General features: G+C 66.7%; 9 protein-coding genes. 3 read left to right on the top strand and 6 right to left on the bottom strand.

Going from position 1 to position 12,261, the window contains the following annotated elements:
* Positions 1–8: 8 nt before the first annotated feature.
* From acnD to prpB, 4 genes are read right to left on the bottom strand one after another with little or no spacing between them, the layout of a single operon-like run.
* Positions 9–2,609, bottom strand: coding sequence for a Fe/S-dependent 2-methylisocitrate dehydratase AcnD (gene acnD, locus QWL29_RS05055; RefSeq protein ID WP_305821795.1), 2,601 nt, complete (start codon positions 2,607–2,609; stop codon positions 9–11).
* A complete protein-coding gene (locus QWL29_RS05060; RefSeq protein WP_305821796.1) occupies positions 2,606–3,142 on the bottom strand; it encodes a GNAT family N-acetyltransferase in 537 nt (178 codons plus the stop codon). Before QWL29_RS05060 ends, acnD begins: the two co-directional genes overlap by 4 nt.
* Complete coding sequence (gene prpC, locus QWL29_RS05065; protein ID WP_305821797.1) at positions 3,142–4,296, bottom strand: bifunctional 2-methylcitrate synthase/citrate synthase; 1,155 nt, start codon at positions 4,294–4,296, stop codon at positions 3,142–3,144. Before prpC ends, QWL29_RS05060 begins: the two co-directional genes overlap by 1 nt.
* 20 nt (positions 4,297–4,316) lie before the next feature.
* A complete protein-coding gene (gene prpB / locus QWL29_RS05070) occupies positions 4,317–5,213 on the bottom strand; it encodes a methylisocitrate lyase (RefSeq protein WP_305821798.1) in 897 nt (298 codons plus the stop codon).
* A 201-nt stretch (positions 5,214–5,414) separates the two neighbouring features.
* Between prpB and prpR the strand changes: the two genes are divergently transcribed.
* The gene (prpR, locus tag QWL29_RS05075) at positions 5,415–7,040 is read left to right on the top strand and encodes a propionate catabolism operon regulatory protein PrpR (protein ID WP_305821799.1); all 1,626 of its coding nucleotides are present in this window, start codon (positions 5,415–5,417) and stop codon (positions 7,038–7,040) included.
* A 95-nt stretch (positions 7,041–7,135) separates the two neighbouring features.
* A complete protein-coding gene (locus QWL29_RS05080) occupies positions 7,136–10,144 on the top strand; it encodes a sensor histidine kinase (protein WP_305821800.1) in 3,009 nt (1,002 codons plus the stop codon).
* Between the two features lie 42 nt (positions 10,145–10,186).
* Here QWL29_RS05080 and QWL29_RS05085 read toward each other — a convergent pair whose 3' ends face one another.
* On the bottom strand, positions 10,187–10,648 hold the full coding sequence (locus tag QWL29_RS05085; RefSeq protein ID WP_305821801.1) for a DUF2127 domain-containing protein: 462 nt from the start codon (positions 10,646–10,648) through the stop codon (positions 10,187–10,189).
* Between the two features lie 179 nt (positions 10,649–10,827).
* On the opposite strand from QWL29_RS05085, the gene QWL29_RS05090 reads away from it, so the two are divergent.
* Positions 10,828–11,235 (top strand): DUF2251 domain-containing protein, encoded by a 408-nt coding sequence (locus QWL29_RS05090; RefSeq protein ID WP_305821802.1) that lies wholly within the window; start codon positions 10,828–10,830, stop codon positions 11,233–11,235.
* A 77-nt stretch (positions 11,236–11,312) separates the two neighbouring features.
* On the opposite strand, the gene QWL29_RS05095 is transcribed toward QWL29_RS05090, so the two are convergent.
* Positions 11,313–11,999 (bottom strand): hypothetical protein, encoded by a 687-nt coding sequence (locus QWL29_RS05095; RefSeq protein ID WP_305821803.1) that lies wholly within the window; start codon positions 11,997–11,999, stop codon positions 11,313–11,315.
* Between the last annotated feature and the right edge of the window lie 262 nt (positions 12,000–12,261).

The following is a 12,261-nucleotide window of genomic DNA, read 5'->3' on the forward strand; positions in this document are numbered from 1 at the left end:
CGTCAACCTTAAGCGGCGACCTTCGACGACGCGAGGAAATCCTGCGCAAACCGCTGCAGCACCCCGCCCGCCTCATAGATCGACACCTCTTCCGCCGTATCCAGCCGGCAGGTGACCGGCACCTCTACCCGCTCGCCGTTGCGGCGATTCACCACAAGGGTGAGCACCGCACGCGGCGTGCGCTCGCCGATCACGTCATAGGTCTCGGTCCCGTCCAGCCCCAGCGTCAGGCGGTTCACGCCCGGCAAAAACTCCAGCGGCAGCACGCCCATGCCCACCAGGTTCGTACGGTGGATGCGCTCGAAGCCCTCGGCCACGATCGCCTCCACACCCGCCAAACGCACGCCCTTGGCCGCCCAGTCGCGCGACGAGCCCTGGCCGTAGTCGGCGCCGGCCACCACGATCAGCGGCTGCTTGCGCTCCATGTAGGTCTCGATGGCTTCCCACATGCGCGTGACCTGCCCTTCCGGCTCGATGCGCGCCAAAGAGCCGGCACGGACAGAACCGTCCGCATGGCGCACCATCTCGTTCTTGAGGGTCGGATTCGCAAACGTCGCGCGCTGCGCGGTCAGGTGGTCGCCGCGGTGGGTAGCGTAGGAGTTGAAGTCTTCCTCCGGCAAGCCCATCTTGAACAGGTATTCGCCAGCCGCGCTGTCCATCATGATCGCATTCGATGGCGACAAATGGTCGGTGGTGATGTTGTCGCCCAATACCGCCAGCGCGCGCATGCCGGACAAGGACCGTTCCCCGGCCAGCGCGCCTTCCCAGTACGGCGGACGGCGGATGTAGGTGCTCATCTCGCGCCAGTCGTACAGCGGCGACACGGCTTCGGCTTCAATCGCCACGCGCGCGAACATCGGCGTGTAGACCTTGCGGAACTGCTCGGGCTTCACGCTCTGTTCGATGACGGCGTCGATTTCCTCGTCGGTCGGCCAGATGTCGGCCAGCTTCACCGGCTGGCCGTTGCTGTCGATGCCCAGCACATCCTTCTCGATATCGAAACGGATCGTGCCGGCAATCGCATACGCGATCACCAGCGGCGGCGACGCCAGGAAGGCCTGCTTCGCGTACGGGTGGATGCGGCCGTCGAAGTTGCGGTTGCCCGACAATACGGCGGTGGCGTACAGATCGCGCTCGACGATCTCCTGCTGGATCACCGGGTCGAGCGCGCCGCTCATGCCATTACAGGTGGTGCAGGCAAAGGCCACCACGCCAAAGCCCAGCTGCTCCAGTTCCGGCATCAGGCCCGCTTCTTCCAGGTACAGCGACACCGCTTTCGAGCCCGGCGCCAGCGAAGACTTGACCCACGGTTTGCGCAGCAGGCCGCGCGCATTCGCATTGCGCGCCAGCAGGCCGGCGGCGATCATGTTGCGCGGGTTATTCGTGTTGGTGCAGCTGGTAATCGCCGCGATGATGACCGCGCCATCAGGCATGCGGCCCGGCTCATTTTCGACCACGCCGGCGATGCCGCGTGCAGCAAGCTCGGAGGTCGGCACGCGCTTGTGCGGGTTCGACGGACCGGCGATATTCCGCACCACCGTCGACAGATCGAAGTGCAGCACGCGCTCGTACTCGGCGGTGGTCAACGCATCGGCCCACAGGCCGGTTTCCTGCGCATAGAGCTCGACCAGCTTGACGGTGTCGTCTTCGCGGCCGGTGAGCTTCAGGTACTTGATGGTCTGCTCGTCGATGTAGAACATCGCGGCGGTGGCGCCGAATTCCGGCGCCATGTTGGAGATGGTCGCGCGGTCGCCCAGCGTCAGCCTGGCCGCGCCTTCGCCATAGAATTCGAGCCAGGTCGACACGACTTTCGAGGCGCGCAGGAACTCGGTCAGCGCCAGCACCACGTCGGTGGCGGTGATGCCCGGCTGCGGCTTGCCAGTGAGCTCGACGCCGACGATGTCGGGCAGGCGCATGTAGGATGCGCGGCCCAGCATCACGCTCTCGGCTTCCAGGCCGCCCACGCCGATGGCGATCACGCCGAGCGCGTCGACCATCGGGGTGTGCGAGTCGGTGCCGACCAGGGTGTCCGGGAAGGCCACGCCATCCTTGACCTGGATGACCGGCGACATGCGCTCCAGGTTAATCTGGTGCAGGATGCCGTTCCCGGGCGGGATCACGTCCACGTTCTGGAAGGCCTTCTTGGTCCAGTCGATGAAGTGGAAGCGGTCTTCGTTGCGGCGGTCTTCGATGGCGCGGTTCTTGGCAAAGGCGTCGGGGTCGAAGCCGCCGCATTCCACCGCCAGCGAGTGGTCGACCACCAGCTGGGTCGGCACCACCGGGTTCACCAGGGCCGGATTCCCGCCTTCGAGGGCGATGGCGTCGCGCAGGCCGGCCAGGTCGACCAGCGCGGTCTGGCCCAGGATGTCGTGGCAGACCACGCGCGCCGGGAACCAGGGGAAGTCGAGATCGCGTTTGCGCTCGATGAGCTGTTTCAGCGATGGCACCAGCGCCATCGGCTCGCAGCGGCGCACCAGGTTTTCGGCCAGCACGCGCGAGGTGTACGGGAGCTTGTCCCAGGCGCCGGCCTCGATTTCGTCGACGGCTGCGCGCGCGTCGAAGTAATGCAGATTGGTGCCGTGCAGGGGTTTGCGGTATGCGTTGTTCATGATGATGGTGTTACTAAAAATAGTTGTCGATGCTGCTTGGCGTAATACTGCCCGTCATGCAGGAAAGCGTCCGGTTCCAGGCCGAACTGCCGGAAGCCGAAGCGCTCGTACAGGCCGATGGCCGCTGCATTCCCGTCGATGACGGTGAGCGTGATCTGGCGGACATGGCCGAGCGAGCGGGCGAAGCCGATCAGGCAGGCGACCAGCGCGGAGGCGATGCCCTGGCGCTGGCGCCCGGGATCGACGACCAGCGCATTCAGGCTGGCGGAGTGGCGGTTCTTCTGCCCTTCCTGCGTGCGCAGGCAGATGGCGCCGACCAGCTCGATGCCGTCGAAGGCGCCGAACCAGTATTCCCCGGCTTTATTCAGGCGCCCTTCGGCCCAGGACAGCGGCTGCAGCACCGCCTCGTCATACGAAGGACGAAAGGCATGCGGAAAGGCGCGCAGGCCCGCCAGCCGCAGCGCACGGTAGCGCGCGGCATCGGCGGGGCCGAGCTGGCGCAGCGTGGGTGCGGTGGCGGGCAGCGTGTCCATCAGCTACGGTCGGCGATCGGTACGAACTGGAGGTCTTCCGGACCGACATAGTTCGCGCTCGGGCGGATGATCTTGTTGTCGATGCGCTGCTCGATCACGTGGGCAGCCCAGCCCGAGGTACGCGAAATGACGAAGAGCGGCGTGAACATCGCGGTCGGCACGCCCATCATGTGGTACGACACGGCCGAGAACCAGTCCAGGTTCGGGAACATCTTCTTCACTTCCCACATCACCGATTCCAGGCGCTCGGCGATGTCGAACATCTTCATCGAACCGCCCGATGCCGACAGCGTGCGCGCCACTTCCTTGATGACCACGTTGCGCGGGTCGGAAATCGTGTACACGGGGTGGCCGAAGCCGATCACGACTTCTTTGTTCGCCACGCGGTTGCGGATGTCGGCCTCGGCTTCGTCGGCGTTTTCGTAGCGCTTCTGGATGTCGAGCGCGACTTCGTTGGCGCCGCCGTGCTTCGGCCCGCGCAGCGCGCCGATGGCGCCGGTAATCGCCGAGTGCATGTCGGAGCCGGTGCCGGCGATCACGCGCGCGGTGAAGGTCGAGGCGTTGAACTCGTGTTCTGCGTAGAGGATGAGCGAGGTGTGCATCGCGCGCACCCATTCATCGGACGGTTTATGGCCGTGCAGCAGGTGCAGGAAGTGGCCGCCGATGGATTCGTCGTCGGTCTCGGTTTCGATGCGCTTGCCGTTGTGGCTGAAGTGGTACCAGTACAGCAGCATCGAGCCGAACGAGGCCATCAGGCGGTCGGCGATGTCGCGTGCGCCGGCGATGTTGTGGTCGTCCTTTTCCGGCAGCGCGCAGCCCAGGATCGAGACGCCGGTGCGCATCACGTCCATCGGGTGGCTGCCGGCCGGCAGCGCTTCCAGCGCCAGCTTCACGGCTTGCGGCAGGCCGCGCAGGGATTTCAGCTTGGCCTTGTAGCCGCGCAGCTCGGCGCCGGTCGGCAGCTTGCCGTGCACCAGCAGGTAGGCGATTTCCTCGAATTCGCAGGAGTTGGCCACATCCAGGATGTCGTAGCCGCGGTAATGCAGGTCATTGCCCGATTTGCCGACCGAGCACAGGGCGGTGTTACCGGCGGCGACGCCCGACAGGGCCACGGATTTTTTCGGCTTGAAAGTTGGGGCTTGTTGTTCGCTCATGTTAGGTCTCCTGTTTTCGATTATTTCTTTTGCGCTGAATGTTGAGCCGCGAAGAGGGCGTCGAGGTGCTGCTCGAAGTCGTGGTAATTGATGCGCTCGTACAGTTCGGCGCGGGTCTGCATGGTATCGACCACGGCTTGCTGGCTGCCGTCGCGGCGAATCGCAGTGTAGACGTTTTCGGCCGCCTTGTTCATGGCGCGGAAAGCGGACAGCGGGTACAAGACGATGCCGACGTCGGCGGTTTTCAGCTCATCGACCGTGAACAGCGGGGTCGAGCCGAATTCGGTGATGTTGGCCAGGATCGGCACGCCGACGGCTTTCGCGAATTTCGAATACATGGCGAGATCGGTCATGGCTTCCGGGAAGATCATGTCGGCGCCGGCTTCGACGCAGGCCACGGCGCGCTCGATGGCGGCGTCGATGCCTTCCACGGCCAGCGCATCGGTGCGCGCCATGATGACGAAATTCTCGTCGGTACGCGCATCGACGGCGGCCTTGATGCGGTCGACCATCTCGCCTTTCGAGACGATTTCCTTGCCCGGACGGTGGCCGCAGCGCTTGGCGCCGACCTGGTCTTCGATGTGCATGGCGGCGGCGCCGAACTTGATCATCGACTTCACGGTACGCGCCACGTTGAAGGCCGAGGCACCGAAGCCGGTATCAACGTCGACCAGCAGCGGCAAGTCGCAGACGTCGGTAATGCGGCGCACGTCGGTGAGCACGTCGTCCAGGTTCGAGATGCCCAGGTCCGGCAGGCCGAGCGAACCGGCCGCCACGCCGCCACCCGACAGGTAGATGGCCTTGAAGCCGGCGCGCTTGGCCAGCAGGGCGTGATTCGCGTTGATGGCGCCGACAACCTGCAGCGGCGATTCTTCCTGGACGGCGCGACGGAACAGTGCGCCTGGCGATTGGATCATGGGGTCTCCTGGTGGTTCGACAAATGAATACCTCGGTAATTGCAAAGAGCATGCCAGCACGGCCGGCACGGTTTGGGCTGCTGAAAAGCCTGATAGTTCAAACGTTTAGCGTGGAGCAGCCTGCTGTATCAATATCCGTGCTGTTTCAATCATGTTTCAGCTTGAAACATTGTCGCAACACCGTTGCAGTAGAATTGCAACATGCGCCCTCTCTCTCCCCTGCCCCAGGAAGCCGACAAGCCGGTCATCTGGACCGTGTCGGTTTCGCGCCTGTCCGACCTGTTCCGCGACATCACGCTCGAGTACGACCACCTCGCCACCATCGAGCCGATCAAGCTCGGTTTCGACGAGGCGGCGCGCCACATCCGCGAACGCATGGCGAACGAGCGCTGCGACGTGGTGATTGCGGCCGGCTCGAACGGCGCCTATTTGAAAGGGCGCGTGTCGGCGCCGGTGGTTGTCGCCAAGGCCAGCGGCTTCGACGTGATGCAGGCGCTGGCCCGCGCGCGCAAGGTCTCCAGCCGCATCGGCGTGATCAGCTACCAGCAGCCCTTGCCGGAACTGGCCGACTTCAGCGCCACCTTCGGCCTCACCATCGCCCAGCGCACCTACGTGACGCGCGAGGATGCGCGCGCCGCGATCAAGGAAATGAAGACGAACGGGATCGAGGTCGTGATCGGCGCCGGCCTGATTACCGACCTGGCCGAGGAAGCGGGCTTGAGCAGCGTGTTCCTGTACTCGGCGGCCTCGATCCGCCAGGCCTTCGACGATGCGCTGGAACTGGCGCGCCTGACGCAGCTGGAAGCGAACCGCATCCGGCGCGGACCGTCGAACGAGCCGCGGCGCGCACGGCGTGGCCTGAACGATTTGCGCGGCGAATCCGAGGCAATGGAAAGGCTGCGGCAATCGGTGGTGCTGTATGCGCGCTCGCCGGCCACCGTCCTGATCCAGGGCGAGACCGGCAGCGGCAAGGAACTGGTGGCGCAGGCGATCCACCGCGAAGGACCGCGCAGCCTGGGCGCGAACCGGCCCTTCGTCGCCGTGAATTGCGGGGCGATTGCCGAGTCGCTGCTGGAATCGGAACTGTTCGGGCACGAGGAAGGCGCATTCACCGGCGCGCGGCGCGGCGGGCATGCGGGGCTGTTCGAGGCGGCAAACCGCGGCACGCTGTTCCTCGACGAGATCGGCGAGATGCCGCTGGCCCTGCAAACGCGGCTGCTGCGCGTGCTGGAAGAACGCGAAGTGATGCGTGTGGGCGGCACGCGCCCGGTGCCGATCGAGGTGCGGGTGATCAGCGCCACCCACTGCGACCTGGAGGCGCGCGTGCGCGAGGGGCGCTTCCGCGCCGACCTGTTTTATCGGCTGGCGGTGCTGCGCCTGGCGCTGCCGCCGCTGCGTGCGCGCGCGGCCGATATCGCGCCGCTGGCTCAGTGGTCGCTGAAGCAGTCGCTGGCGGCGCTCGGGGCGCGGCCGCATCCGAACCTGCATGCGGAATTGACGGCCTGCGCGCCGCTGCTGGAGCGGTATGGCTGGCCGGGCAATGTGCGCGAGCTGCGCAACCTGATGGAGCGGCTCGCCTTGTTCCTGGCGGCGGAGCCCTTGCAGGCGCTGACGCCGGGCTTCCTGCTGTCGGTGGCGCCGGAACTGGGGCAAGGTTCGCTGACCGGCTCCGCTACGCCAACTGCGATCACGACGCCCATGCCGGCCGCTTTCACGGAAAGCACCGCCGATGTCATCGCGCGCTTCGGCGGCTCGCGCGATGCCGCTGCGCGCCATCTCGGGATCAGCCGCACGACCTTGTGGCGGCGGGTAAAAGCAGGCGCCTGAAGCCCATGCGCCTGGCGGCATCGTGGCAAGCATCTGGTATCGTTTCCATCCCGGCGCTACACTGGTGCCGTTTGTCCATCTACCGAATGCCCACCGTGCTGAAACCGCTCTTCCTGTCCTGCCATTCGCGCATCATTGGGTTCATCGGCTTCCTGTGCCTGCTGGCCTGGGCCGGGCCGGCCGCCGCCCTGCCCGCGGAAGTGGGCATTGCGAACACCTCGCACACGCGCTGGACCGCGCTCGAAGGCGGGCCGCCGCCGGTTACCGCCATGGCCCAGACGCCCGACGGCTGGCTCTGGCTCGGCACCTCCGATGGCCTGTACCGCTTCGATGGCGACCGCTTCGTACGGTATGCGCTGCCGGCGCGCGGACTGCTGACGCGGGCGCGCATCGCCGGGCTGCACGCCGAAGCGAACGGCAAGCTGTGGATCATCTACGTGGCCGGCCGGCTGTCGGTCCTGCATCCGGATGGGCGGCTCGAGGACATCCCGGACGCCGCCGAGCCGATTCGCGGCATCGACGTCGTGGCAATCGACAGCGACGGCAGCGTCTGGGCCGCGGCCTCGACCGGCCTGCACCGCTTCGACGGCAAGGCCTGGCACAAGGCCGCGATCGAGGGCAGGCTCGATGCCGATGGTTTCGACAGCATGCTGCTCGACGGCGACGGCCAGCTCTGGGCCGCCGACGACAGGAACGTCTGGCGCCTGGACCGCGCGAGCGGCCGCTTCGACCGGGTTGCCGCGAGCGGCGGCAAACTCACCCTGTCGCCGGACGGGCGCCTGTGGCTGGTGCAGCGCGGCCAGCTGCGGCTGCTGTCGCCAGCCACCGGCAGTGCAGTGCAGCCCCGCCCGCGCCCCGCCTGGTTCAACCAGTCGGAATCGCGCTCCGGCGGCCAGTTCGACGCCGACGGCACGCTGTGGACGCCGGACGGCGCGCGCGGCGTCCACCTGCGCTACGGCGCGGCGGCGGCAAGGGCCGGATTCGACATGGGCAAGGACGCCGACGCCCATATCGCGGTGGCATCGCTGACCGGCGACGATCCACGGACCGTGCTCGAAGACCGCGAGGGCAACGTCTGGGTCGCCACCCAGCACGGGCTGGACCGCTTCCGGGCGCAGCGCGTGTTGCGTTCGCCCCTGCCCGGCGCCGGCCTGCATTACAGCCTGGCCCGCGATTGCGCGGGCGTGGTCTGGGCCGCCGACTCGCGCAGCGGCGCCTTGTGGCGCCTGGCGCCGGGCGCGACGCCGCGCCTCGAAGCGGGCCGCGAGGTGACCGTGGTCGGCAACGACCATCGCGGCGCCCTGCTGCTGGGCGGGAAGCGCTCGATCGAGGTGAACCGTTGCGGCACCGTCGAGCACATCGCGCTGCCGCCGGGGCCGGATGGCAAGCCCGTGGACTTGCGCCTGATCGGCATGCGCGACGACGGCAAGGTGCTGTGGATTGCCAGCATCGAGACTGGGCTGATGGGCCTGGTCGGCGGCAAGTGGCTGCCGCGCAGCCATTTCAAGCTACCGCCCAAAATCTTTGTCTCCGCCACCGGCGCGCCGGGGCAGCTCTGGCTCGGCCTGGGCGACGGCGAGCTGGTGTTGTACGACAATGGCCGCCAGCAGGTCTTCGATGCCACGGCCGTTGGCCTGGCATCGGCCATCTTCACCCAGGACGGCGTTGCCATCAGCGGCGAGCGCGGCCTGGGCGTGCTGAAGGACGGCCGCATCGACCTCCTGCGCGCCGCCGATCCCGACGTGCTGAGCAACCTCACCGGCATGCACGTCACGGCCGCGGGCGACCGCTGGCTGAACGGCGCGCGCGGCGTACTGTACGTGCGGCGCGCGGACTGGCAACGCAGCGTCGCCGACCCGGCCCAGCCGCTGCGCTACGAACTCATTGGCGCACTCGAGGGCTATCCGGGCCAGGCCGTCACCGAAACGCGCCTGCCTACCGCCGTCGCCGATGGCGCCGGCCGCATCTGGCTGGCCGCCTCGGGCGGCGTGGTCAGCATCGACACCCGCTCCTGGCGCCGCAACGGGTATGCGCCGAGCGTCGCGGTGCTCGGCGTGCAGTCGGGCGAGCTGGCACTGGCTGCGGGGTCGTCCGAGCCTGGGCCAGTCGACCTCGGGCCCGGCGCCGGCGAATTCAGCATCGGCTTCACGGCGCCTGGCATCGGCCGGCCCGAAGCCATGCGCTTCCAGTACCGGCTCGACGGCGTCGACCCCGACTGGCAAAGCGCAGGCAACCGCCGCACCGCGTTCTACAACAATGTCGGCCCTGGCGCTTACCGCTTCCATGTGCGTGCCACGAACGAGGACGGCGTTCCCAGCGCGGGGGCGGCCACCGTCGACCTGCGGGTGGCGCCGACCCTGTTCGAAAGCCGCCCTTTCCAGGCGCTGTGCGTGCTGCTGCTGGCGGCGCTGGTCTATTCGCTGCACCGCTACCGGGTGCGCTACCTGACCCGGCGCGTGGCCGAGCGCATCGAGGTGCGCAATGCCGAACGCGAGCGCATTGCCCGGACGCTCCACGATACCTTCCTGCAGACCGTGCAGGGACTTGTCCTGCGCCTGGACACGGTGGTCGGCGCCTTGCCGGCGGAAGGCGAGGTTCGCCGCAAGCTCGAACAGGTGCTGGGCGAAGCGCGCCATGCCATTACCGAGGGCCGCGACCAGCTGCAGGGCCTGCGCAACGAAACCGCCGCCTTCGAGGAGGCGCTCGCCGCGACCGTACACTCGCTGCAGGAAACCAGTCCCGGCACGACTGTGTCGATCCTGCTCGACGACACGGCGGTAAAGGCCAGCCCGGCCATCGGCGAAGACGTCGTCGAGATCGCACGCGAAGCCTTGCGCAACGCTGCCCGGCATGCCAATGCGCGCCATATCGAGGTCCGGCTTGCATGCCGGGACGGGCAGTTGATACTCGACGTGAGCGACGACGGCAAGGGGATCGACGACGCCGTGCTGGATGCGGGCGGCCGCAAAGGCCATTGGGGCCTGCCCGGGATGCACGAACGTGCGGCGCGCGTGGGTGGGCGCTTGACCGTGGCGCGCCGTAGCGGCGGCGGCACGGTGGTGCGCCTGGCATGGCCGCTGGAAGGCAAGCCGGCCGCATCCTGAGGCTGCCGCCTGCGTTTGCACGCAGCCGCGCCGGCCACGGAACTAGATGGTCCGGGCGGCCCGGCGCCGGCGCAGGCTGTAGATCATGAAGCCGACCACGCCCAGGTTGACGGCCAGCAGGCAGGCGCTGAGCAGGCTGGGCTGGTGGAACAGTTCCCGGAATTCGAAAGGCAGGTAGACCGCGCCGCTGGCCGCGGCGAAGCCCTCGCCCCAGGTGCGTTGATACCAGAGGCCATACGCCTCGATCATGCGCACGGCGGAATACGCCAGCGCCGCTGCCGCCAGCTGCATCAGGTGTGTATTGTCCAGCTTGCCGGCGAATTCCAGGAACACGCGCGGCGTGTGGGAAGCGGGATTCAGGTGCGCGTGGCGCACCAGTGATTCGGCCAGCTGCTGCACATCCCGGTGCAGCAGCGCAAACAGGCCGAAACCGGTCAGCAGCACCACCAGACCTTTTGAGGCCTCGATCGCCGCGACGGTGCGGATACCTTGCGACAGGCGCATCGTTTCAACCTCGTATCGACGGTCTCGCCGGCGAAGCCCTCTCGCCTGCCCTCGCCCGCAGAACCTTACAAGTAACAAGTAGCAATCATGTACAGTGTGCATTCTAGCGAGTTCGACACATCCGCAGCGCCACCAAAATGTGCTGGCATGCCGGCGCAAGCATTCTGAATTTCACCCCTATGCCAATTATCACTACTGCTGAAGAAGAATTTTTCGCTGGGCGCGAAACCGTGGTCGGAGGCAATTCTCCTGAGGGCCGCTTCGTCGCCGTGTTCGAAGACGATGGCGATACCGGTTATTTTTATGCGCTCGATACGCAGGCCGAGGGCAACGCGATCCAGGATGCCCTGCACATCTATAACGCCAACAACGTGACGGATCGCGCCCGTCCTTCGATGGCGAGGATCGGCTGGTCGCAAGACGGCCTGAAGGCGGTCCTGCTCATCAATGACTATCCGCACGCCGTCTTCGACTTCAGCGCGCGCCAGGGGCGGTGCCGGACCGGCTTTCCGCCGGTGGCGCCCGGCGGTGCATGGTCGTCCGCAGGCCACGCCTGGGACGACGCGATGATCGCCCTGTTCGCCTAGCGCGGACCAGGGCGCAGCGATTCAAGCGTCAGCGCCGTGGCGCGCCTGGGAGCGCGCCGGGCCATCAATCGGCAGGCTCAGCGCACGCAGGTCACGTAAGCCTTGACCTCGCTCTCGAAGGACGTCGACGCCCCGCCTGCCAGGTTCAGCGCCACATGGGTATTGTTGCCACTGCCTGCCTCCGCAACCCAGGCATGGCCTGTCGCCCAATTTTGCCCCGCCAGTTGCCCGGATTTGATCAGCGCGTCCAGGTCGGCTTGCGCCGGCAGTTTCCAGCCGGTCTTGCCCTGGATTGTCGTGTTCTTGCAGTAGGCGTCGGCCTTGGCCCAGGTGAACAGGTTCTCGGCCGGCATCCACAGGGTTTCGCCAACCGTGACGAAGCCGGCGGTGCTGGCCGGCGCCACGCATTGCCCGTTCTGGCGCACCGACGGCGCTTCGCAAACCCGTTCCGTCACGGTGAGCACGGTGCTGGTGGACGTGGGGTTGTAGCTGCCGACCTCGGGCTGCGACGCGGTGATGGTGGTGGTGCCGGCAAGGTGCACGGTCACGGTCCTGCCGGCGATGCTGGCCACCTGCGGATTGCTGCTGGTGAAAGTGAATGCGCCGGGACTCTTCGAGCTGGGGGGCGTCAGCTCGAAAGGCGCATCGCCTTCCACTTTGTTCGCCACAGTGAAATCGCCCAGCTCGACGCCATGGCCACCACAGGCGGACAGCACGAGCAGCGCGGCGGCTGCGGTCAGGGAAAGGAGGCGCTTGAAGCTCATGGTGTCCGATTATCCAGGCGAGAAAGATGGGGCAGTATAGCACCCGGCGGCAATAACAATTGACAAAATCATATGCCGATCGGGTAGCGCGATTGAGCGTTCACATGGCGTCCCGGCCGCAACCATGCCTTCAAAAGCTGAGCGCATGAATCGCATACCGATATGCGATTATCTTATTAAACAAACATGACTATACATGCTAAGGTGGCGGCCTTCGATGTCTCGCGGCGCCGCTCGTACACCGTTCGCGCCAGTTCAAACC

Source organism: Massilia brevitalea (assembly GCF_030711405.1).
Taxonomy (GTDB): Bacteria; Pseudomonadota; Gammaproteobacteria; order Burkholderiales; family Burkholderiaceae_D; genus Telluria; species Telluria brevitalea.